The organism is Streptomyces sp. NPDC099050 (assembly GCF_044759865.1).
Taxonomy (GTDB): Bacteria; Actinomycetota; Actinomycetes; order Streptomycetales; family Streptomycetaceae; genus Streptomyces.
The window spans coordinates 109993-132118 of sequence record NZ_JBIWAE010000014.1 but is presented as its reverse complement, the minus strand read 5'-3'; the positions used below and the strand labels follow the sequence as shown (position 1 = coordinate 132118).

Below are 22126 nucleotides of genomic sequence, written 5' to 3'. Positions count from 1 at the left end.
CGGGATGCCCTACGGCGCGGGCGCCGGGTCCGTGCCCGGGGCCACGGAGACCTCCGGGGGCGCCTCCGGGGGGACCGGGACCTGGGGGCCGTCCGCCTCGGTGAGCCAGCGGCGCAGAACCTCGTGGACCGCCTCCGCGCCCACCAGCTCGCCGTCCGGCCGGTACACCGGCTCGGACAGTTCCACCGGCCACATCAGGAAGGGGTGGCCCTGCTCCCCGCCGAGGCCGCCGTGCGAGCCGATCTGCTCCTCGAAGGCGTGCACCGTGCCCGTCTCCGGGTCGTAGGCCGAGTTCACCATCACGTCGGCCACGTGCGGGAAGGTGTCGGTCCGCCGGACCGCTCGCGCCGCGCCCGGGCCGAAGGGGGCGAGCAGTTCCTCCGCCGCGCCCGGCTCGTCCAGCCGGGCCTCGGCCCCGCCGGCCGCGAGGACGGTCCCGTCGACGAGCAGGAACCCGACCCCGGGATGGTTCGCCAGGGTGGACAGCAGCGCCGGGTGGGCGCGCTCGATGCGTTCCCTGGACGCCCGTCCGGGCAGGTCCGGGAAGGAGATCAGCCCGAGGTTGCCCGAGGCCAGTACCACCGGGTCCGGGCCCGCCCCGGGACGCACCTCCTCGTCGGTCTCCTCCACCGGCCGGTGCAGGGCGGCCCGTACGGCGGCCCGCGCCTCGGCGCCGCTGTGGGTGCGGCCGGCCTTCCGGGACACCGGGAGCCCGCAGCCCGCGCGGACCAGGTCCTTCAGGGTGAGCCCGTACCGGGCCAGGAAGGTCTCCCCCGGGCTCTGGCCGTGGTCCGAGAGCAGCACGATCCGGTACTCGCGCGGCGCGTGCTCCGCGACCCGGGCGATCAGCGCGAGGCTGCGGTCGAGGCGGGCGAGCACCTGCTCGGTGTCCCGCGAACGCGGGCCCGAGTGGTGGGCGACCTCGTCGTAGGCGACCAGGTCGGCATAGACCGCGGCGCGCCCGGCCAGCATGTCGCCGATCACCGCGGCGACCACGACGTCGCGCTCCACCACCGTCGCGAAGGCCCGGATGAAGGGGTACAGCCCGCCGCGCGAAACCCGTGGCCGGTCCCCGCGCAGGCGGCGGCGCAGCGACTGGGTGATCTCGCGGGCCACCTCGGCGACGAAGGAGAGCGCCGTGCGGACCGCGTTGGCCGGGTCGGAGAAGTACGCGAAGTAACCGGCGCGGGAGCGGTTCTGCGGCCCCCGCCGGGCGGAAACGGACAGGACGAGCGCCAGTTGGCCGGCGCCGCCGCTGAAGAGGTTGCCGCGGCTGGCCCCGTCGAGGGTGAGCAGGCCCCCGTCCCCGGTGCGTTCGACGGCCCGCCGCTGGAGGTCGGCCGCGCTGGTGGGCCGGTTGCAGACGACCACCTCGCCGGTGTCCTTCTCGTACCAGCGGAAGGCCGGGACGTCGAAGTTGGAGCCGTGCAGGATGCCGAGCTGGCTGGCGCCGGTCTGGCTGGACCAGTCGGTGCGCCAGGAGGTGACGCGGTGGGTGCGGTCGAGCCAGTCGGCCACCGTCGGCATCAGGCCGCTGCCGGCCGCCCGCCGCAGCACCTCGTACCCGACCCCGTCGAGCTGCAGGAACACCACGGCGGGGGCGCGTTCGTCGGCCCCGGGCGCGCCCTCGCGGTGCTGGCGGCGCCGGCGCCGGTCGGCGAGCCGGTAGAGCCGGCGCCGGTAGGCCTCGTCGTCCCGTACGGCGAGTGCGGTGGAGGTCGCGGACGCGACGGCGGACATCAAGGCGGCGACCACCACCGCCGTCTCGGGGTCCGCCTCGCCGCGGCCGGCCGGGATCAGGCTGAGGGCCAGCAGCAGCAGCGAACCGTTGAGGAAGAAGACGAGCAGGCCGAGGACCAGGGCCGGCACGAGCAGCAGGGCGCGTACGAGAACCGGCCACACCAGCGCGCTCAGCAGACCGAACGCACCGGCGCCGATGGCGGCCGTCAGACCTATCCGCGTGATGCTGTCGCGGTCGCCGCCCGCGCCCGCCTGGAGCCGGAAGTCGGGGAGGATTCCGGCCAGGGCGAGCATGGTGAGAGTGGACACCACCCAGACGATGGCCACGCGCACCAGGGCGCCGCCCGTACTCCGCCACCGGCCTCGCAACACGCCCGACCCGCCTCACCACCGTGGCCCGCACCGCGCCGACGGGCCCCCGTCCCCACGGTGTCCAGGCTCGCACAGCGGCGCCCGCCCGGCCGGGTGACACGGGCGGCGGATGTGCGTACGGGGGCGGCGGCCCGCTGCGCCGGGGGGCGTCGCGGGTCTGCGTGCGCGCACGCTCGGGGCGCCTACGTGCCGTCGTATCCGGCGGTCGGCATGGAGAGCCGGCGGTGTACCTCGGCCTTCATCGCGGAGGTGTAGCGGGGCTCGTCGAGACCGGCGGTTTCCAGCCTTACGCCGCGCCGTGCGCACTCGGCGGTGAACTCGTCCACGGAGCGCAGCGCGCGGGTCAGCACCCGGTGGTTGGCGGTGACGAACAGGTCGACGCGGCCGGCGTCGACGTCGTTCCACAGCCCGCAGTGGTCGGCGCGCAGCCCGTAGACGAAGAGTTGGCGGGTCACCACGTAGCCCCGGTCGGCCGCCCAGCGGGCGCACATGGCGTGCTGGCTCCGGGTGTCGACGGCGAAGGGATCCGTGTCCAGACCCTCCAGCGGGGCCAGGCTGGCGATCGCGGCCACGCGCAGCTCATCCATGCCGCCCGACCCTACTCCGATCCGCCGCCGGGGAGGAGGGGGCGTGGAGCCCCGGTTCCGGGCGGTTTGGGCGGGCAGCCTTTAGGCTCGGACGGGACCCGGTGGCGAGCGGGACGCGGGATTCGAGGGAGGGGATCAGGGGCCGGTGGAGATCACCTGGTGGGGCCACGCCACGTGCACGGTCGAGGACTCCGGTGTCCGGCTGCTCACGGACCCGCTCTTCGCGCGCCGACTCGCGCACCTGAGGCGCCGTCGCGGGGCGGTGCCCCCGCCGGAGGCGGCGGTCGCCGACGCGGTGCTCGTCTCGCACCTGCACGCGGACCACCTGCACCTGCCCTCGCTGGCGCGCCTCGCGCGCGGGACCCGGCTGCTGGTGCCCCGCGGGGCGCCGGGCGCGGTGCCGGGGCTGGCGCGGATAGCCGGGGTGCGGGGGCTGGTGGTCACGGAGGTGGCGCCGGGCGACACGGTGGCCGTGCGGGACGGCGTCCGCGGGGAGGGCGCAGCGGGCGGCGGCGTACGGGTCCGGGTGGTCAGCGCGCGGCACGACGGGCGGCGGCTGCCGTTTGGACCCCGGCTGGCGCCCGCGCTGGGGTACGTGATCGAGGGGGCCTCGCGCACCTACTTCGCCGGGGACACCGGCCTGTTCGACTCGATGGCCGACGAGGTCGGACCGGTGGACGTGGCCCTGCTGCCGGTGGGCGGCTGGGGACCCAACCTGGGCCCCGGGCACCTGGACGCCGCGCGTGCGGCGCGGGCACTGGCCCTGCTGGCACCGGCCGCGGCGGTTCCGGTCCACTGGGGTACCTACTGGCCGATCGGGATGGACGCGGTGCGGCCGCACGAGTTCCACGCGCCGGGCGAGGAGTTCGTACGGTGTGCGCGGCGGGAGGCGCCGAAGGTGTCGGTCCGGGTGCCCGCGCACGGTGAACGGGTGCGGCTGCCGTGAGGGCCCTGTCACCGTCACTGTCCCAGCTCGCGGAGGCGGCCTCGCAGGTCCCGCCGGAATCCACCCAGCAGGCGATCGGTTACCCGACGCTGTTCGTGCTGGTGACGCTCGGCGCGCTGGTGCCGGTGATCCCGACGGGCGCGCTGGTCAGTACGGCGGCGGTGGTGGCCTTCCACCAGGACTCCCTCCCCTTCGGGCTGTTGCTGGTGTTCGGGGTGTCCTCGCTGGCCGCCTTCGCCGGGGACATGGCGCTGTACTGGCTGGGCCGCCGCGGTGTCCGCTCACGGAACGGATCGCGCTGGCTCGAGGCCCTGCGCCGACGGGCGACCCCCGAACGCCTCGCCCAGGCACAGCGCAAGCTCGACGAGAACGGCGTCCTGGTCCTGGTGGTCTCGCGCCTCCTCCCGGGCGGCCGCATCCCGGTGATGCTGGCCTGCCTGCTCGCGGAACTCCCCCTGCGCCGCTTCGCCCGCGGCGACGGCCCCGCGTGCCTGGCCTGGGCGGCGACCTACGGCCTGATCGGCATCGTGGGCGGCTCCCTCTTCGCCGAACCCTGGAAGGGCGTGGCCCTGGCGGTGGCCCTCACGATCCTCATCAGCGCGGCCCCGTCCCTGTGGCGCCGGATCCGCCCCGGCGGTTGACCTGACCGGTCGCGGAACCAGCCCCCCGCGCGCGGCACCGTTCCCGCGAGGGCCGACACCACCCAGAGTCAGCCCCTCCGGCGTTCGAGGAGCGGGGTCCGGGGCGCAGCCCCAGGGGGGTCCGGGGCGCAGCCCCAGGGGGGTCCGGGGGCACAGCCCCGCGGGGTCCAGGGGCACAGCCCCGCGGGGTCCGGGGGCACAGCCCCGCGGGGTCCAGGGGCACAGCCCCGCGGGGTCCAGGGGCACAGCCCCGCGGGGTCCAGGGGCACAGCCCCAGGGGGGCCGGGGCACAGCCCCAGGGGGGGGTCCGGGCACAGCCCCGGGGAACGATGGAAGGGCGGGTAGGGGAATTCGCCCCGCGCAGCGGCAACGGTCGCAGCGGGGACTTCGCCCCGCGCAGCGGCAACGGTCGCAGCGGGGACTTCGCCCCGCGCAGCGGCAACGGTCGCAGCGGGGACTTCGCCCCGCGCAGCGGGAAGGGTCGCAGCGGCACACCCGTAGCCGGCCACGGCTACAGCGCCCGGGACGCCCCGACCGGGAGGTCCCACAGGTGCTCCCGGGGCAGCCCGGTACGGGCCCACGCGGCCCGCACCCGCTGCAGCGGCTCCATCACCGGCTCCGACGAGAGGACGAAGGTCCCCCAGTGCATCGGAGCCATCCGGCTCGCCCCGAGGTCCAGACAGGCCTGCACGGCCTCCTCCGGGTCCGCGTGGACGTCCCGCAGCCACCACCGCGGGGCGTACGCCCCGATCGGGAGCAGCGCGAGGTCGATGCCGGGGTGCCGCCGCCCGATCTCGCCGAACCAGTGCCCGTAGCCCGTGTCGCCCGCGAAGTACACCTTCTTCGCCGCCCCGGCCGACCCGGCCGACCCGGCCGACCCGGCCCGCCCGTCGGCGATGCCGATCATCCAGCCGCCCCACAACGTCCGGCACGCGTCCAGCAGCGACCGCTTCGACCAGTGGTGCGCCGGCACGAACTCGAACCGTACGCCGCCCAGTTCGGCCGACTCCCACCAGTCGAGTTCGGTGACCCGGGTGAACCCCCGCCGCCGGCACCACCGCGCGAGCCCGGCCGGGACGAAGAGCGGCGTCGCGCGCGGGAGGCGTTTGAGGGTGGGGGCGTCGAGGTGGTCATAGTGGTTGTGGCTGATCACGACGGCGTCGACCGGCGGCAGTTCCTCCCAGCGCACCCCGACGGGGGTCATCCGGGCCGGGGTGCCGAGGATCCGCCGGGACCAGACGGGGTCGGTCAGTACGGTGAGCCCGCCGATCCGCAGGATCCAGCTGGCGTGCCCGGCCCAGGTGACGGACACCGACCCGGTGGCCACGGCGGGCAGCGGGGCGGGCGCGTACGGCAGGTCGGGGATGCCGCGCAGCCCCTCCGGGCCCGGCCGGAAGGCGCCCTCGCGGGCGAGCCGGGCGAACGCGCGCACCCCGGGCAGCGGGGTGGTCAGCCGGTCCGCGAACGAGCGCGGCCACAGCCGGTGTTCCCCGAGCGGCCGCGGCCTGGCGTGCCGGACGCCGGGGCTGGCGCTGGCATCGGCACTACCACCGGCACCGGCACCCGCACCCGCTCCGGCCCGGGTAGCCGCCGGGGGGACGTCCGGGCCTGCCCCGGCCCGGGAGGCCGAGGGGGCGTCCGTCTGATCCCTCATCGAGAAGTCTCCTTTCACCGGCGGCAGTCGGGGGTTCCAGGGCGAGGGGCCGGGCCACGGCGACGCCACGCCGTAGGTCAGTCGGTCAGCCCGGCCAGGACCGACCGGAGCCGGGCCAGGGAGTCCCGTACGTGGGGCAGGGCGAGGGGGTCGGTCGCGGTGAGCGCCGCGAGCCGCTCCTCCGGGGTGGCACCGAGCAGCGGTCCGGTCGACAGCCGGACCCGTGGGGCGACGGCCTCGTCGGCGAACCGCTGCCCGCCGGGCGTGGGCGCGCCGAGCCGTCCGCCCAGCCAGTCCTCCAGTTCCATCGCGTCGCCGACCCCCTGCCGGGCGAGCCCCGAGCGCAGCGGGGTCAGATCGGCGTAGAGGTGGCGGCCGGCCTGCGGGGGCCGGGCCAGTGCCCCGGCGGCCAGCAGTTCCCGGTGCGCGGCCCGGGCCACCGCGCCGTGCAGGGCGGCGGCCGCCGCGGCCCGTCCCGCGACGGCGGGCGGCTCGTCGAGGGCGTGCGCGGCCGCCCCGGCGACGGGACCCGCGACGAACCCGCCGGTGGCGGTGAGCGCGTCCAGGGTCCGGGCCCGCAGCCAGGTGCCCCGGGGGGTGCCGGGGAACCGGACGACGGCGGCGGGCCAGCCCGCGGGCAGCAGGGCGCCGGAGAGGTCCAGGAGTACGGCGGTATCGTCCGGCAGCATCTCGGCGGGGCTGAGCACGACGAGCCTGTCGTGGGAGCCCTGGAGCCCGCCGGGGTTCCGCGCGTCGGGCCCGCCCAGGCGGCCGCGTACCGGCCGGTGGACGGTGTCGCGCCAGGTCTCGTCGCTGACGACGAACAGCCCGGCGGACGCGGCGGCCTCGCAGGCCTCCCGGAGCAGTTCGGGCGGCGGGACGGTGGCGGTCGGGTCGTCGGCGACGGACAGCAGCAGCACGCGCGGGTCGCCGCCCTCGGCGCGCACCCGGCGCACGGTCTCCAGCAGGGCGTACGGGTCGGGTACGCCGCCGCACTCGGCCGGGGTCGGCACGTGGTAGGCCCGCCGTCCCAGCAGCCGGACCTGCGGTGTCCACCAGGCGGGACAGGGCCGGGGCAGCATCACGTCGCCGCCGTACGCGCCGAGCAGGGCCAGCAGCAGGGCGGGCGCGCCGGGTCCGGCGGCCACGTGGTCGGGGTCGGTGGGCAGCCCGCGTCTGCCCCAGTGCCGGGCCGCGGCGGCCCGTACGGGCACTCCCCCGCCGGCCGGCTCGGGGGCCGAACGCCAGGCGGCGGACGCCAGGACGGCCGTGAGTTCGGGCAGCACGGGCAGGCCCGGCTGGGGTGCGGGCGGACCGTAGCGGACCTGGCCCCGGCCCTCGGCCGTCGTGCGCTGGATCCCCGACACCGCGCGCCACCTCTCCCTGCCGTTCCCGCGCTCCCAACCATGCCTTTATACGATTATTCGTCCGCGTTCGCCCCTTGTGTGTCAGCCGCTCCTCCCGAGCAGCGCGAGCAGCCGCGTCTGGGCGTTCGCCCCCGCCGGCACCTCCAGCGGTGCCGCGTACATGCCGCTCGCGGCCAGTCCGCCGGCGTACGGCATGACCTCCTTGATGGAGAACTCGACGAGGCCGTCCGGCAGCCGGTCGTCCGCGCCGATGCCCCGCGCGAGGTCCCAGGCGTGGACCACGCAGTCGGCGGTCAGCTCCGAGCAGTACGCCGACCCGAGCGCGGGCCCGTACGAGAGCCGGACGGTGCGCTCCAGCGCCCCGGGGATCTCGAAGGCCGTGTGCGCGGCGGCCGAGGCCTCGTCCCAGGCGGCGGCCGGATCCGTACCGAGCACGTCGCCGTTGAAGGTGCTGCCGATGTCCTCGACGGTGCGGCCGTCGGTGACCAGGGGCGGAATCCAGAGCTGTTCGGCGGTGACGTGGTTGACCAGGTCGCGCACGCTCCATTCGCTACAGGGTGTCGGCGCGTCCCACTGCGCGTCCGAGACCGCGTGGACGTACTGACCGAAGAGCCGCAGCGCCTCGGCATGCCGCTCCAGCAACGGGTCCGGCATCGATCTCACCGTCCTTCGTTCCCCCCGGATTCACTGTCCTCGCCCCGGCCCCAGCCTGCCACTCACTCGGCCAATCCCCTTGGCACACAAGGATGATGTCCACATGTCAAAACGCATATCTCAGATGACGAACTGATCCCCTACGGTGAAACCAACGCCTCGACAGGCCTCGACAGCACTTTCGACGACGAAGGAGCACGTCCATGAACGCCGCTGACACCACGGACACCGCTGACACCACGGACACCACTGACGCCGCGGAGCCCGCGCACGAGACCGCGGTCTACACCCACGGACACCACGAGTCGGTGCTGCGCTCGCACCGCTGGCGCACCGCCGAGAACTCCGCGGCGTACCTGATCGGCGGGCTGCGCCCGGGGATGAGCGTCCTGGACGTGGGCTGCGGCCCGGGCACGATCACGGCGGACCTGGCGGAGCTGGTGGGGCCCGAGGGCCGGGTCACGGCGGTGGACGCGGCGCGGGACGTGGTCGACCAGGCCGCCGCGTACGCGAAGGAACGCGGCCTGACCCGGATCGAGTTCGGCACGGCCGACGTCCACGCGCTGGACTTCCCGGACGACTCCTTCGACGTGGTCCACGCCCACCAGGTGCTGCAGCACGTGGGCGATCCGGTCCAGGCGCTGCGCGAGATGCGCCGGGTGTGCCGGCCGGGCGGGATCGTCGCGGCGCGGGACGCGGACTACGCGGCGATGACCTGGTACCCGGCGACTCCGGGGCTGGAGGAGTGGCTGGAGCTGTACCGGCGGGTGGCCCGCGCCAACGGCGGCGAGCCGGACGCCGGACGCCGCCTGCGCGCGTGGGCGCGAGCGGCGGGCTTCACGGACGTGACCTGTACGGCGACCTCGTGGTGCTACGCGACCGCGGAGGAGGCCGCCTGGTGGTCCGCGCTGTGGGCGGACCGTACGACGGCCTCGGCCTACGCCGGGATCGCGACCGGCGGCGGACACGCGACGCGGGAGCAGCTGGCGGCCGTCGCCGACGCCTGGCACATCTGGGGCGCGGACCCGGACGCCTGGTTCTCGGTACTGAACGGCGAGATCATCTGCCGCGCCTGACCCCGGCGGGCGTACCTTTCAGGCCTACGGGCCTACGGGCCTACGGGCCTACAGGCCTACGGGCCTGCTAGGCCGGCGGGCCCACGGGGAGCAGCTCGGGCCGCTTGGCCGTACGGCCGTCTCCGGAGGAGCGACCGCGCAGCCGCCGCCCGATCCAGGGCCCGGCGAAGCCCACGGCCCACCGCAGTTCCCCGGCGACGCCCCGCAGGCCCGCCGGAGCGGCGGGAGGAGGGCCGGGCAGTGGGCGGGTCCACGCGTCGTCACTGCCGGGCAGCCCCAGGGCGTGCGCCACCCCGGCGGCGATCATCGCGTGGCCGGAGGGGGCGGCGTGCAGCCGGTCCGCGCTCCACATCCGCGGGTCGGTGGAGGCCTCGTGGCGGGCGAAGTCCGCGACGGCCACCCCGTGCCGCTCCGCGGCCCGCCGTATCCGGTCGTTGAGCGCGGTGACGCGCGGGGCCGCCCCCTTCGCGAGCGGCACGAGCTTCGCGATGTCGGGGAAGGTGACGGTGGCGACGCGGGCGCCCTGCGCGGTCAGCGCGGCGAACATCGCCTCCAGGTGCCCGGCGACCTCGTCGGCGTCGAACCGGGGCCGCAGCACGTCGTTGACCCCGGCGACCACCGTGGCCAGGTCGGGGCGGAGCGCGAGGGCCGGCCCGAGCTGCCCCTCGCGGACCCCCGCCGCGAGGCGGCCCCGTACGGCCAGGTTGGCATAGAGCACGTCGGGCTCGTGGACCGCGAGCAGCTCGGCGAGCCGGTCGGCGCACCCGCGCAGCCCGGTGCGGTCGTCCCCGTCGCCCACGCCCTCGCTCTGGCTGTCGCCGAGAGCCACGTACCGGGCGTACCGGGCGTTCCCTGCGTGGCCTGCGTGCCGGGCGCACCCGGTCGGCCATCGCTGCTCAGTGCTCTCCACGGGATGCCCGCCTCTCGTTCAGGATGATCGTGGTGCGCTCGTACCAGGCCCGGTTGGCCCGCTCGAACTCCAGGCCGCGCAGGCAGGTGAGGTAGGGACCGATCCGTGTGCCGTGGCGCAGGAACTCCTCCTCGGTGCGCTCGCCGCGCATCGAGCGCAGCAGCTTCTCGAACAGCTCCGCCTTGGCCGTCGCGAAGGCGGTCCGCTCCGCGAGCTGCGCGATCAGCCCCGCCGTGTCGACGTACTCGGCCGCCTGGACCTTCACGAGCAGGTCGTCGCGGATGACGCAGGGCTTGGTCTCGGCGGCGGTGAAGCGCTCCAGCTCGGCCAGTCCGGCGTCGGTGACCCGGAACAGCCGCTTGTTCGGCCGGGTGTCCTGGACCACCTCGCGGCCCGCGATGAAGCCCTCCCGCTCCAGCCGGGCCAGCTCGGTGTAGAGCTGCTGGGGCAGGGCGTGCCAGAAGTTGGCCACGCCCGTGCCGAACGCCTTGGCCAGCTGGTAGCCGCTCAGCTCCTCGTCGAGCAGCGCCGCCAGTACGGCGTGGCGCAATGCCATCGGTCGGTCTCCTCGGGATCGTGCGCGGCAGCGTCTTCTCAAGGACGCCCGGGCCATGATAGTCAAGAAAGTGAGTAATCACATCGGTGACTATCGAGGAGTCTTCATGAGTACCGACACCAGCACGGCCGACCGCTTCCGCGCCGCCGTGGCCGGCCATGACCTCGCCGCGCTGGACGCACTGTTCACCGACGACGTCCGGCTCAACAGCCCGGTGAAGTCGAAGCCCTTCGAGGGCAAGCCGGCGGTACTGGCCCTGTTCCGGGTCCTCCTGCGCACGTTCGAGGGCTTCCACTACGTCGGGCACTTCGACGGCAGCGTCCAGTCCGCCGGCGTGCCGTTCGGGGCGGAGGGAGCCGAGGGACCGGCGACCGTGCTGCCGTTCCGGACCACCGTGGGCGACCGGCAGGTGCACGGGATCGACATGCTGCACCTCACGCCGGAGGGCCTGATCGACGAGATCACCGTGATGGTCCGCCCCCAGACGGCGGTCGTGGCGGTCGGCGAGGCGGTCCTGGCCGGCCTGCTCACCGACGGCGTGGTGACCGGCTGACCGGCCTGACCGGCCTGACCGGCCTGACCGGCTGACCGGCTGACCGGCTGACCGGCTGCGACCAGCTGACCGGACCTCCGGCGGCAGCCCAGTAGACTCGGTGCCCGTGGCGGATACCCAGTACGAAGACCTGTTGAAGCTGGTGCTCACCTCCGGGACGGCGAAGGCCGACCGGACGGGCACCGGCACCCGGAGTGTCTTCGGGCACCAACTGCGTTACGACCTCTCGCAGGGGTTCCCCCTGGTCACCACCAAGAAGGTGCACCTCAAGTCGATCGTGTACGAGCTGCTGTGGTTCCTGCGCGGCGAGTCCAACGTCGGCTGGCTGCGCGAGCACGGCGTCACCATCTGGGACGAGTGGGCCGACGAGAACGGCGACCTCGGCCCGGTCTACGGCGCCCAGTGGCGCTCCTGGCCCACCCCGGACGGCTCGCACATCGACCAGATCAGCGAGGTCCTCGAGACGCTGCGCCGCGACCCGGACTCCCGCCGGATGATCGTCTCCGCCTGGAACGTCTCCGAGCTGTCGAAGATGGCGCTCGCTCCGTGCCACGCCTTCTTCCAGTTCTACGTGGCCGACGGCAAGCTCTCCTGCCAGCTGTACCAGCGCAGCGCGGACCTGTTCCTCGGAGTGCCGTTCAACATCGCCAGCTACGCCCTGCTCACCCACATGGTGGCCCAGCAGGCCGGCCTGGAGCCGGGCGACTTCATCTGGACCGGCGGCGACTGCCACATCTACGACAACCACGTGGAGCAGGTCACCGAGCAGATCTCGCGGCCCCCGTTCGAGTTCCCCGAGCTGAAGCTGCACCGGGCCGACTCGCTCTTCGACTACGCCTACGGCGACGTGAAGGTGGCCGGCTACCAGCACCACCCGGCCATCAAGGCCCCGGTCGCGGTATGAACCTCGACACCAACGCCAACACCGCCACCAACACCGGCACCGACGCAGGTACCGGAGCCGGTACGGACACCGGCGCGGGCACCCGCATGAGCGTCGGACTGATCTGGGCGCAGAGCTCCGCCGGCGTGATCGGCGCGGACAACGGGATCCCCTGGCGGCTGCCCGAGGACATGGCCCACTTCAAGGCCACCACCCTCGGCCATCCCGTGGTGATGGGCCGCAAGACCTGGGATTCGCTGCCGGTGCGGTTCCGTCCGCTGACCGGGCGGCGCAACATCGTGGTGACGCGCGATCCGGACTGGGCCGCGGAGGGCGCGGAGCGCGCCGGATCCATCGACGAGGCCCTGGAGCTCGCGGCGGCCGGACGGCCGGGGACGGCCGCCCCCGCCGCCTCCTGCTGGGTGATCGGCGGCGGCGAGGTCTACCGCGCCGCGCTGGCCCACGCCGTCATGCTCTCGGTGACCGAGGTCGACACGCAGGTCACCGGCGACACGCACGCCCCGGAGCTGGACCCGGCGTGGACCGTCGCCGGGGACGGCGGCTGGCAGTCCTCGGTGACGGGCCTGCGCTACCGCGTCCGCACCTACGCCCGGTATGGACGGCCCTCCGGGCCCACCGACAACGCCTCCTATTCCGACGTGGCTTTCGGCCTCTAAAAGATGCTCGGCTTCCGCTTCGCGCCGCGCTTCCGGGACCTGGCCGACCAGCGGTTCTGGCGCGCGGACGTGCCGGTGCCCGACGGCGAGGAGCCGGCCGGGGACTACGGCCCACTACCCAGCCCCGCTGGGAGCGGTGTTCGCCGAGCACGGGCGGATCGACGAGACCATGCGTCTGCTCGCCCTGGTCGACCCGCTGCTCGACCCGCTGGTCGACCCGATGGACGACACCTACCGCTGTCTGATGAACCGGCAGCTCACCGTCCAGGAGTTCCGCCACCGCCTGGCCCGTGCGATCTGCCACGGAGGCCGCGGACGGGTCCGCCAGGCCTGCCGGGAGGGCCAGGAGGACCAGCTCGCCGCCGTTCAACGACTCCTCGGAGCTGGGCGGCGGTGATCGCGGTCGCGTCATCCTTGGGTCCGAGTCGGACCACGTCCAGGATCGCGGTCCAGGACGTGGCGCCCGGCTCCAGCACGGCCACGAAAGAGTAGGGCCAGCCCGGGATGAACTGCGAGGCCGTCTTCGCGCGGCCGTAGACGTGGCAGAACAGCCGCTCCGCTGAGCACGGCGCGTCCCAGCGGAGCCACGGTCACACATCGACCGCCAAGACCAGCCGTCCGCCCTCGAACCGCGGCAAGGGCAGCCCGGCCAGCAGCGTCCGTAGCCGGTCGACGTCGATGCGGCCGCGGTTCAGGCCGCGGTTCAGGCCGCCGTACATCGCTCCGTGCCCGCGACGATGCTCGGGCAACAGCGTCAGGTCCACCGGTGACTTCACCGCGCCGTCCGCACACAGGACCGCGTCCACGAGCACGAACAACTCATCGCGCCGTGCGGTCAGACACTCGTAGAACTCGCCCCGGAAGCGTGACGCTTCCCTCCGGACAGCATCAGGCAGCAGACTCAACCTCACGGCCTTCGTCTTGGTCACGTGCACCTTGGTCGGAGCACATGATCAGACGAAGGCCGCCCCCACGTCCGGCGAATCCCCAGGTGAGCGACTCAGTTCGAGACGTCGTTCGAGGCCGGAAGGAGAAGCTCAGACGCTGAACTGGCGGCTGGAGCAGGCTTCGAAGCTCCCGCTGGGGCCGTTGCGCAGGCAGACCCGGAGGGTATATGTGCCTTTGGGGACCGAGTCGGGCAGCCAGGTGTCGTCGTTGCACGTTCCGGAGCCGTGTTCGGCGTCCACGTAGGAGTAGTACGCACGGTCCCAGGTGCGCCAGATCTCGGCGGTCGCGCGCCGGCCGTCGGCGTTGCCGCGGTCGCAGACCGAGAGGTAGTCCACGCTGTACCCGTTCGTGAGGACCGTCCCGACTCCCCAGCCTCCCTTGGCGGATGTTCCGGACGTCTGGACGATCTCGGCGGCGTGGGCGCCTCCTGCCGAGGCCAGGCCCAGTACAAGGGCGGCAAACAGGGTGCCCGTGGTGGTGGCGGTGCGACGCAAGCGCATGAACGACTCCTCAGGTAGGACGGTCGGAGTGCTCCGGGACGTGCGAGCAGAACGACGGTATGACAAAAAGTGACTGCAAATCGGGCCCGCCCTGTCCGGGACAGTCTCGGACAGGGACCGAAGTCCGCGCCCGGCGGAGGCCGTTGACATTCCGAACCGCAGAGCCCCCGCCGCAGGACACGCCGCTTGCCTGGATTTGGCAGCCGGAGTGGGCGACGAATCCGTCGCCGATCTTGTCCGACGCCGTTGCCCTGACGGTGCCCCACGCGGGCCGGACCGTCGTTGCCGGCCCGTGCCGGTGGCTCGGAGGTACTGACGCCGGCCACCGGCCGAGGCTCGGAATCCCGCTCCGGGACGCCGCTGAGCTTTTTCTTCCGGCCTCGAACGGCGTCCCGAACTTGATCGCTCAGGAGGGGGTTCGGGGGACGTGGGGGGGGCGGCCGGTCCCGGACGGCCGCCCGGGAGCAAAAACCGCCGTCCCGTACCCCGCTACGACGTGGGCAAGACCGCCATGAGAGCCGCTGGGTCCCGCCCGATCAGCAGATCGGACGGGACCCCGTGAAGCCACTCAGAATTAGCTTGAGAGTGGGTCGACGAGTAGCGAACATTAAGGTTAAAGCGCACGCGAGTCAATATTTTATACGCGCCTGCAAACACGCAGAAACCTTGCCATTCGCCACGTCCATAGGCGTGTTATGCCCAGATGCGAACGCCCGTTGCGCCACCGGCAATGTGAACGTTCGTACCGAAAGAGGTGCAGTACGCGTAGGACCAGCGGTTGCTGTTGGTGGTGACACCCCTTGCGAAGCTTCCATTCGAGCATTTCACCTTCGCGTAGTAGGCGTTGGGAGAATCGCACTTGACGCCGAAGGTGTTTTCATCCTGCCATGTCGTACAAACAGCTGCGGCCCTGGAGCTGCTATTCCCGGCCGCCGCAGCAGGGATGCTGGTGACCGAAAGGCCGGCTACGACGAAAGCAGCAGCAGTGACGGTACCGAAGAGGGTACTTCTCATAAAGAAATCTCCATTTCTGGATCCAGGCATTTCACCAGGAGGCGGATGCCTCTTGTTCGACCGAGCGCCCAGAGCTTCTAGTCGTGAACGATGCCGCTTCCAAGCTGGGGAGTCGTTGGTCGTCAGCGCCCGTCGGGCTCCGTTGTTGACGATGAGTGCCAAGGACCAGGTTGCGGGGTCAACTGCTGTCGGTAATCCCTGGGTGAGATGCCGTAGGCGGCACGGAAGGCGCGGCTGAAGTGGCTTTTGTCCGGCAAGCCCCAACGGCTGGCGATGACGTGAAGGGGATGTCGGCTTAGCCGGGGGTCGGCGAGGTCACGGCGGGAGTGTTCGAGACGCTGGTGGCGTATCCAGGCGGCGGGACTCATGCCGTCGGCGTCGAAGATTCTGTGCAGTTGACGCAGGGAGATCTGGTGGGCGCCGGCGATGGTCGCGGGCGTGAGGCCGGGGTCGTGCAGATGTTGCTGGATGAAGTCACGGATCTGTGTCAGCAGGACCGCCTGCCGATCCTCCGGGGCGGCGGTGGTCTCGGTGTCCAGGTGGCGCGCGCATACTTCGGCCAGCAGGTTCAAGGTGACGTTGGACAGGGCGGGATGGTCCGCGCGGGTGAGTTCGTCCGCGCGCTGGACGAGGTCGGTCAGCCAGCGGGTGAACACCGCTCCCATCCCGTGGTGTCCGGAGAAGGTGACGGCGGTCAACCGTGCGACGGACCGTGCTGGAAGCGGCATGAGGATCTTGGGGATCTGGACCACGACGGCTGCAGGCGTGTCGGGTGAGCAGGAGCGGTGTCCGTGGAACGGCCGGCTGCTGTCGTACAGGCAGAAGGTCCCCGCGCTCAGTACGGCCTCGCGCCCGGACTGGGCAACTCCTCCGGTGCCGGTGAGGACGAGGTTGAGCTGGTAGACCTCGGGATCGGACTGCCGTACCTGTCTGTCGGTACGCCTGACTCTCACCGACGGGTAGGACAGCCGGGAGACCTGAACGTTTCCCAGGTCCAGCACCCGCATCGAGGCGAGAAAGTCGTCCTCGTGTGCGCTGCGAACCCAGCTGCGCATATGCGCCTGAGAGGCGGCGTCGAACCAACAGGGGAAGCGATCCTCCGCCGGCAAAACCCCGGTACTGAACTCGGTCACTGCCACGCCTGTCCCACCCTTCCGCTGGACACCCTGCGTGATCTCGCCCCGAACGATCCCGGAGCCGACCGGGCGGGGCGAGTGTGACACCGGCCGTCTTCAACTTGGGCTTGATTCGGTTGCCCGCATACCAGGAGCAGGCACAGGAAGCGACTTCAGAAGAGCACTCACTGGTGTCCGCGGCGGTCGTGGCCGGATCAGGGTTGTAGTCAGACCGGCGTTGTGCAGGAATACTTTGCGCGCAGATTGGGACATCCAGGCTTGGTCATCGGGTCCGCAGCAGTGGGGTGTTCCTCACCCGCGTACGGGTTCCACCGAAGTTCGAGGCCGCGCTCGCCGCCGCCCGGGAGATCAAGGCCCACGCACCGCACTGCCGGGTCATCTTCACCGTCTACGAGATGAAACGGCTCGGCAGCGACGCCGCCGAGCTGACCGCACTGGCGGACCACCTCGCCCCACACGGCCCGGTCCTGGAGATGCCCGCCGGCCCCCTGGCCGGGATCTACGGCATCGATTGGCGCCTGCAGCAAGATGAGCCGTTCATGCACGACGACGAACAGATACGGGAATGGCTCGAGGAGTTCCGACGGCGCCGCGCCTAAGCTGAGGCCGCCCAGTCCCCCGGCTAGTCCCCGGCTAGTCCCCCGGCGGGCGCATCCGGAAGTTGTACGCGGCCGGCAGCGGGCAGTCCGTGAGGGTGGACCACACCTCCGCCAGGGTCTCCTCGCCCTCCCGGAGATCGGGCAGTTCGAAGCCCTCCTCGAAGACCCGACGGGCCGCGCGCACATGGCCCTCCGCCGCGAGCAGCCGGGCCGCCGACAGCCGGAAGCGGCCCTCCTCGCGCAGGGCGGGGCGCAGCCCGTCCCAGACGGAGCGGGCCTGCGGCAGGAGGCCCGCTGCCAGCAGGGACGCCAGTGCCTCCCGGCCCAGCGCCGATTCGGCGGCCAGCCAGCTCGCGCCGCCCCTGCTCTCCTGGGCCAGGTCCTCGAAGGCCTCGGCGTACCAGCGGGCCGCCCGGGCCGGGTCGCCCGCCAGGTCGTCGGCGACCGCCAGGCACCTCAGCAGCGGCCACCGTGAGGGGGCCAGCGCCAGCCCGCGCTCCCAGCTGCGCACCGCCTGGGCGATGTCCCCCGCGTGCCATTGGGCGACTCCGAGGTGGTACTCGGTCAGCGGGTCCGCCGCGGCCGTCTCCAGCATGTCCCGCCAGTGCGGGGCGACCAGGCTCGGGCCGGGCGGAGCCGCCCGGCGCGGGGCGGGGAAGACGCCGGTGCGCCACAGCTCCAGCCAGGGGGCCTGGTCCTCGTCGAGGGTGTCCTCGGAGAAGGGGGTGCCGGGCAGTTCGTGGCCCCCGCACAGGACCTCCAGCGCGCCCCAGCCGGAGCCGGCGGCCAGCCGCTCCCCCGGTTCGGTGTCGGCGTGCCCGCGCCAGGCGTCGTACGCCGCGTCCACGACCGGGCCGGGCAGCGCGGTCTCCAGCGCCGTGCCCGCCGCGGCGCGGGCCGCCGCCCAGTCGTCCCCGTGCACGGCCGCCGGGTCCGCGGACAGCGCCCCGTAGGCCTCGAGCCAGCTGAACTCCGCCCCGGCCTCCAGGCGTACGTGCTCCAGCTGGGTCCGGGCGAGCCCGGCCTGGATCTCCGCGTACCCGCCCGTGCCGGGCTCGGTCAGCCACTCCTGCCAGCGCCGGCCGCCCTCGCCCGCGCCCCAGACGAAGAGCTTGCGGCCGCGCAGCCGGGCCGTCGAGGTCTGGACGAGCCCCCGCCCGTCGGCGTCGAGGGAGGCGATCCAGGGCCGGGCCCCGGCTTCGACCTCGTAGAAGAAGTCGGCGGGGTACGTGCTGCGCAGCGGGTACGTGCGGTCCGCGCCCTCCCATCCGGGGACGGGGACGCGCCGCAGGGAACGCTCGTACCCGAAGTGCCAGGCCTCGTCGGCCGGGGCCAGGACGCGGGTGCCGGCGTCCTCGGGCACGGCGATGTTGGACCACCAGTAGACGGGCGCGGGCCGCTCGTGCGGATTGCGCACGCGGACGCCGACGTAGAGGAACTCCGAGTCCTCGGGCAGCCACAGGTCCACCTGGAAGGGCAGGTCGCGCAGCCGCTCCCACTCCCAGAGCCGGACCATGACTCCCCCGTCGGGCGCCGGCACGAGCGCGGCGTGCAGCGGGGCGCAGGAGAGGGTGGTGTGGCCGGTGGCACCGAGGTTCCACTCGATGCCGCCGGAGAACCAGGCTCCGTTCAGCGCGAAGTTCGCGGGCTGGAAAACCGGGTTGCGGTAGAGCAGTTCGCGTCCGGTGGGGAGGTGGACGAGCGAATGGATCCGGCCACCAAGGCCGGGCAGGACGGTGACGCGCAGATGCGCGTTCTCGATGACGATCGTCTCGAAGTCCCGCTCGGTGCGCTGCCGTTGATAGCCGTCCCGGATGCGTACGGGGAGCAGCGAGCGCAGTGGTTCGTACCCGATCTGGCGTGCCATGTCGCGCGGGATTCCCTCGCGCGAGCGCTCGTCCAGCGTGTGCACCCCGCCGGGCGCGCGGAGGGCGGGCAGTGGGTTCTCGGGACCCAACGGGGCCGCGGGAAGGGTCAGTACGGAGCGGCGGACGGTGGTGGCCATGAGGGAAATGGAACACGCCACGGCCGCCGGTGCACAGGGATTCGGCCGATCACCACCGGTCAGGATTACGCAAAACCTTCTCGCGGCCTTCTCGCGCGCGGGCCGTTGTCCGATCATGGAGGTCATGAGCGACGTGATCAGAAGAGGTCAGTTCTTCGACGGGGAAGAGTCCGGGGGCCGGTTCACGGGGCCGACGACGGGCGACGAACGGGCGATGCTCGTCGACATGCTGGGGGCGCAGCGCGCGACGCTCCGTCTCAAGTGCGCTGATCTGGGGCCCGAGTTGGCCGAGCGGTCGGTGGAGCCGTCCACGCTGTCGCTGCTGGGCCTGGTCCGCCACCTCGCGGACGTCGAGCGCCGCTGGTTCCGTCAAGTGCTGGACGGGCAGGAGGTCCCGCTCCTGTTCTGGTCCGCGGGCTCCCCCGACGGGGACTTCGACGGCGCGGTGTCCGCGCCCTGGGTGATCCGGGAAGCCTGGGAGGCCTGGCGGGCGGAGGTGGGGTTCGCGGAGGCCTTCACGCGGCGGGCCCCGGACCTGGAGGTGTCCGGGAAGGACGCGTGGCGGGGCGAGGTCTCGCTGCGCTGGGTACTGATCCACATGATCGAGGAGTACGCGCGGCACAACGGCCACGCGGACCTGCTGCGCGAGCGGATCGACGGCGCGATCGGGATCTGAGGCGCCGGGCCGGGGCGGGGGGGGCCCCCCCCGGGGGGGGCCCCCGGGGGGGGGGCCGCGGCCGGGGGGGCCCCCCCCCCGGGGGCCCACCCCCCGGGGGGGGGGGGCGGGGGGGGGGGGGGGGGGGGGGGGGGGGGGGGGGGGGGGGGGGGCGCGGGGGGGGGGGGGCGGGCCGCCCCCCCCCCCCGCCCGGGCCCCCCCCCCGGCCCGGTGGGATCGAAACCTGGGGGATCCGGACCGGGGATCCGGACCGGGGATCCGGACCGGCGGTCCGGCCTACGCGAACGCCCCTGCCACCAGGTCGGCGAGCAGCGCGCCCGCGCGCCCGTCCGGGTCCAGGTCCGGGTCGTAGATGGTGACGTTGAGTCCGACGCAGCGCGGGGAGCTGATCAACACGCCGAGCAGTTCGGCGAGTTCGTCGGGGATCAGGCCGCCGGGGTCCGGGCTGTCGACGGCCGGCATCACGGACGGGTCCAGTACGTCGGCGTCCAGGTGGACCCAGAACCCGGCGGTGGCCGGAGGCTGCAGCCCCGTCAGGGCGGTACGGGCCACCGGCCCGGCGCCGCGGTCACGGATCGCCCCCACCGTGGCGGCGAAGATCCCGGCGGCGCGCAGCTCGGGGAGGTCCGGGTCCCCGTCGCGCAGCCCGAAGAGCCGGACGTCCTCGTCGCGCACGTAGGGCCCCAGGCCCTCCAGGTCCGCGAGGTCCGCCTGACCACGGCCGGTGGCGAGCGCCAGCTCCTCGCCGCCGGCCGCCCCGACGGGCCCGTTCACCGCCTCGTTGCCGGGGTGACGGAAGTCGGCCGAGCCGTCGATCGCGGCGATGCCGTACCGCCCGAGGCGCCGCATGGCCAGGGAGGCGCCGAGCTGGATGGAGCAGTCGCCGCCGAGCACGACGGGGAACTCCCCGGAGCGCAGGTGGCCCTCGATCCGGTCGGCGAGGGCGACGGTATAGGCGGCCAGCGGCCCGGCGTGGAACACCCCGTCGCCCTCCTTCCAGTCCCCGCGGTCGTAGCGCGGCGGGACGACCACCCCGCCCTCGCGCGCGCCGAGCCGGGCCAGCAGCCCCTGTTCGCGCAGGGCCCCGGCCAGTTTGTAGACGCCGGGAACAGCGCCCGGGGCCGGGGGGCGGAGCCCGAGGTTGGACGGCGCGTCGAGGAGCACGAGGGTTCGCATGCACTCATCCTGTGCGATGCGGGGCCCCGGGAGGAGGGATTTCGGCCGCGACCGGCCCGGTTCGCGGTGCGGCCGGGCGCCGGCGGGATCACACCGGTACCTCGGGATCATTTCGCCCACACGCGGCACCCATGAACCACTCGTAGCCCGTGGCGGTGCTGAACCAGGACGATCCCGCCCGAAGAGGACACCGGGGGCCCGAGCGCACGGTCCGCGCCGAAGCCGTCGCCGCCCTCCTGCTGGGCGGCAACACGGGGCGGTCGAGGGGTGTCCCCGCCCGGCGTCTCCCTTCGCCCGGTCCCGGCCCGGCCCGGCCCGCGCGCCCTCCACGAGGTACGGGAATTACCGCATCGCCCCACACCGGGGCCTGTGACAGGATCCCGAAGTGATCATCACCCCGAACACCGAAGAGCTGCTCCGCGCGGCCGCGTACAACAACGCCGCGTGGTGCGCCGCGGTCTGCCGTGACGGAGGGTTCACCGACCGGGCCTGGAGCAGCCCGCGCCGGACCCCGCTCTACTACCCGGACGCCGTCACCCTCACCCGGGACACCGGCACGGCCGCCCTGATCGCCGGAATCGACACCGGCGCTCCGGGCGCCTCCGTCAAGGACAGCTTCGCCGTGCTCGACCTGGCTCCGGCCGGCTTCGAGGTCCTCTTCGGCGCCCAGTGGATCCACCGCCCGGCGTCCGCTCCCGGCGCCGCCCCGGCGCTGGCGTGGAGCCGGGTCTGCGGCCCGGCGGAGCTGGAGGCGTGGGAGACGGCCTGGGACGGCGAGGAGAGCACCGGACTGTTCCACCCGGGGCTGCTCGACGCGGAGGAGGAGGAGGAGGAGGCGCAGGCGGAGGAGGCGCAGGCTGGGGGGACCCCGCGGATCGCCTTCCTCGCGGGGCGGGACGCCGGGGGGCGGATCCTCGCCGGAGCCGCCGTCAACCGCACCGGCGAGGTGGTCGGCATCTCCAACGTCTTCAGCGCCGACGGCACCCCGGACGACGAGGCCTGGACGGGCGCGCTGGCCCTGATCGCCTCGCTCTGGCCGGGCCTGGCGGTCGTCGGCTACGAGTCGGGGGACGACCTCGACACGGCACTGCGCCACGGCTTCACCGCCATCGGCCCGCTCCGCGTCTGGGTCCACTCGGACTGAGCCCGGCCTGCGACGACGGCCGACAGGCGGGAGTGTGACGACAGGCCCTAGCGCTGCCTGCGCCGCCGGGCGAAGTACGCGCCGCACAGTCCTCCCAGCACCGCCGCGATCAGCAGGGCGACGTACAGCGGCATCGTCACCTGCGGGATCAGCAGCCGGATCTTGGTGGAGCGGGTGTTCTCGAAGATGAACACCAGGGTGAGCACCGCGAGCGCGACGATGCCCGCGCGGCCCGGGGTGATCTGCCCGCGACCCTTGCCGCGGCTCTTGGACGTGTGGGAGCTCATGGCCCCATCGTCCGGGCGCCGCGGC

The 22126-nt window shown here is 73.4% G+C and carries 22 protein-coding genes and 1 pseudogene; 10 read left to right on the top strand and 13 right to left on the bottom strand.

Going from position 1 to position 22126, the window contains the following annotated elements:
- Positions 1–9: 9 nt before the first annotated feature.
- Positions 10–2112 carry an alkaline phosphatase family protein gene (locus tag ACIQV3_RS23685; RefSeq protein WP_403714809.1) on the bottom strand — a complete coding sequence of 701 codons (2103 nt, stop codon included), beginning with the start codon at positions 2110–2112 and terminating at the stop codon, positions 10–12.
- 182 nt (positions 2113–2294) lie between these two features.
- Positions 2295–2699: a hypothetical protein gene (locus ACIQV3_RS23680; protein ID WP_403714807.1), complete on the bottom strand. Its 405-nt coding sequence runs from the start codon at positions 2697–2699 to the stop codon at positions 2295–2297.
- 145 nt (positions 2700–2844) lie between these two features.
- On the opposite strand from ACIQV3_RS23680, the gene ACIQV3_RS23675 reads away from it, so the two are divergent.
- Positions 2845–3645 carry an MBL fold metallo-hydrolase gene (locus ACIQV3_RS23675; RefSeq protein ID WP_403714805.1) on the top strand — a complete coding sequence of 267 codons (801 nt, stop codon included), beginning with the start codon at positions 2845–2847 and terminating at the stop codon, positions 3643–3645.
- 5 nt (positions 3646–3650) lie between these two features.
- Positions 3651–4286 (top strand): DedA family protein, encoded by a 636-nt coding sequence (locus ACIQV3_RS23670; protein WP_403714967.1) that lies wholly within the window; start codon positions 3651–3653, stop codon positions 4284–4286.
- A 511-nt stretch (positions 4287–4797) separates the two neighbouring features.
- On the opposite strand, the gene ACIQV3_RS23665 is transcribed toward ACIQV3_RS23670, so the two are convergent.
- From ACIQV3_RS23665 to ACIQV3_RS23655, 3 genes are all read right to left on the bottom strand, one after another.
- Positions 4798–5940 (bottom strand): MBL fold metallo-hydrolase, encoded by a 1143-nt coding sequence (locus ACIQV3_RS23665; protein WP_403714803.1) that lies wholly within the window; start codon positions 5938–5940, stop codon positions 4798–4800.
- A 77-nt stretch (positions 5941–6017) separates the two neighbouring features.
- Positions 6018–7298, bottom strand: coding sequence for an aminotransferase class I/II-fold pyridoxal phosphate-dependent enzyme (locus ACIQV3_RS23660; protein ID WP_403714965.1), 1281 nt, complete (start codon positions 7296–7298; stop codon positions 6018–6020).
- Positions 7299–7388: 90 nt separating this feature from the next.
- Positions 7389–7961, bottom strand: a complete 573-nt coding sequence (locus tag ACIQV3_RS23655) for a TIGR03086 family metal-binding protein (RefSeq protein ID WP_403714801.1) — start codon at positions 7959–7961, stop codon at positions 7389–7391.
- Positions 7962–8164: 203 nt separating this feature from the next.
- Between ACIQV3_RS23655 and ACIQV3_RS23650 the strand changes: the two genes are divergently transcribed.
- Positions 8165–9037, top strand: a complete 873-nt coding sequence (locus ACIQV3_RS23650; RefSeq protein WP_403714799.1) for a class I SAM-dependent methyltransferase — start codon at positions 8165–8167, stop codon at positions 9035–9037.
- A 67-nt stretch (positions 9038–9104) separates the two neighbouring features.
- On the opposite strand, the gene ACIQV3_RS23645 is transcribed toward ACIQV3_RS23650, so the two are convergent.
- Both ACIQV3_RS23645 and ACIQV3_RS23640 read right to left on the bottom strand, forming a co-directional pair.
- Positions 9105–9866: an SGNH/GDSL hydrolase family protein gene (locus tag ACIQV3_RS23645; RefSeq protein WP_403714797.1), complete on the bottom strand. Its 762-nt coding sequence runs from the start codon at positions 9864–9866 to the stop codon at positions 9105–9107.
- A gap of 67 nt (positions 9867–9933) precedes the next feature.
- Entirely contained in the window at positions 9934–10503 is a 570-nt protein-coding gene (locus tag ACIQV3_RS23640) for a PadR family transcriptional regulator (protein WP_403714795.1), read from the bottom strand.
- Positions 10504–10609: 106 nt separating this feature from the next.
- Here ACIQV3_RS23640 and ACIQV3_RS23635 point away from each other — a divergent pair, with 106 nt between their 5' ends.
- The 4 genes from ACIQV3_RS23635 (at position 10610) to ACIQV3_RS23620 (ending at position 13013) form a co-directional block, all read left to right on the top strand.
- Positions 10610–11056: a nuclear transport factor 2 family protein gene (locus ACIQV3_RS23635; protein WP_403714793.1), complete on the top strand. Its 447-nt coding sequence runs from the start codon at positions 10610–10612 to the stop codon at positions 11054–11056.
- Between the two features lie 106 nt (positions 11057–11162).
- Positions 11163–11960, top strand: a complete 798-nt coding sequence (locus tag ACIQV3_RS23630; RefSeq protein WP_403714791.1) for a thymidylate synthase — start codon at positions 11163–11165, stop codon at positions 11958–11960.
- Between the two features lie 86 nt (positions 11961–12046).
- Positions 12047–12616, top strand: a complete 570-nt coding sequence (locus tag ACIQV3_RS23625; RefSeq protein WP_403714963.1) for a dihydrofolate reductase — start codon at positions 12047–12049, stop codon at positions 12614–12616.
- Positions 12555–13013, top strand: a complete 459-nt coding sequence (locus tag ACIQV3_RS23620) for a Tn3 family transposase (protein WP_403714789.1) — start codon at positions 12555–12557, stop codon at positions 13011–13013. Before ACIQV3_RS23625 ends, ACIQV3_RS23620 begins: the two co-directional genes overlap by 62 nt.
- Here the strand turns inward: ACIQV3_RS23620 and ACIQV3_RS23615 are convergent.
- The 3 genes and pseudogenes from ACIQV3_RS23615 to ACIQV3_RS23605 all read right to left on the bottom strand — a co-directional run.
- Positions 12943–13521, bottom strand: a pseudogene (locus ACIQV3_RS23615) (transposase); the annotation flags it as partial. The gene ACIQV3_RS23620 and the pseudogene ACIQV3_RS23615 sit on opposite strands and share 71 nt — an antisense overlap.
- A gap of 132 nt (positions 13522–13653) precedes the next feature.
- The gene (locus tag ACIQV3_RS23610; RefSeq protein ID WP_403714787.1) at positions 13654–14064 is read right to left on the bottom strand and encodes a hypothetical protein; all 411 of its coding nucleotides are present in this window, start codon (positions 14062–14064) and stop codon (positions 13654–13656) included.
- A 1136-nt stretch (positions 14065–15200) separates the two neighbouring features.
- A complete protein-coding gene (locus ACIQV3_RS23605) occupies positions 15201–16217 on the bottom strand; it encodes a helix-turn-helix domain-containing protein (protein ID WP_403714785.1) in 1017 nt (338 codons plus the stop codon).
- Between the two features lie 281 nt (positions 16218–16498).
- On the opposite strand from ACIQV3_RS23605, the gene ACIQV3_RS23600 reads away from it, so the two are divergent.
- Positions 16499–16813 carry a hypothetical protein gene (locus ACIQV3_RS23600; RefSeq protein WP_403714783.1) on the top strand — a complete coding sequence of 105 codons (315 nt, stop codon included), beginning with the start codon at positions 16499–16501 and terminating at the stop codon, positions 16811–16813.
- 34 nt (positions 16814–16847) lie between these two features.
- Here ACIQV3_RS23600 and ACIQV3_RS23595 read toward each other — a convergent pair whose 3' ends face one another.
- On the bottom strand, positions 16848–18818 hold the full coding sequence (locus ACIQV3_RS23595; protein WP_403714782.1) for a DUF5107 domain-containing protein: 1971 nt from the start codon (positions 18816–18818) through the stop codon (positions 16848–16850).
- Positions 18819–18942: 124 nt separating this feature from the next.
- Here ACIQV3_RS23595 and ACIQV3_RS23590 point away from each other — a divergent pair, with 124 nt between their 5' ends.
- Positions 18943–19494 carry a DinB family protein gene (locus tag ACIQV3_RS23590; RefSeq protein WP_403714780.1) on the top strand — a complete coding sequence of 184 codons (552 nt, stop codon included), beginning with the start codon at positions 18943–18945 and terminating at the stop codon, positions 19492–19494.
- A 276-nt stretch (positions 19495–19770) separates the two neighbouring features.
- On the opposite strand, the gene ACIQV3_RS23585 is transcribed toward ACIQV3_RS23590, so the two are convergent.
- A complete protein-coding gene (locus ACIQV3_RS23585) occupies positions 19771–20670 on the bottom strand; it encodes an arginase family protein (protein ID WP_403714778.1) in 900 nt (299 codons plus the stop codon).
- A 391-nt stretch (positions 20671–21061) separates the two neighbouring features.
- On the opposite strand from ACIQV3_RS23585, the gene ACIQV3_RS23580 reads away from it, so the two are divergent.
- The gene (locus ACIQV3_RS23580; protein WP_403714961.1) at positions 21062–21814 is read left to right on the top strand and encodes a hypothetical protein; all 753 of its coding nucleotides are present in this window, start codon (positions 21062–21064) and stop codon (positions 21812–21814) included.
- Between the two features lie 47 nt (positions 21815–21861).
- Here the strand turns inward: ACIQV3_RS23580 and ACIQV3_RS23575 are convergent, their stop codons facing one another.
- Positions 21862–22101, bottom strand: a complete 240-nt coding sequence (locus ACIQV3_RS23575) for a DUF1049 domain-containing protein (RefSeq protein WP_403714776.1) — start codon at positions 22099–22101, stop codon at positions 21862–21864.
- Positions 22102–22126: the final 25 nt, after the last annotated feature.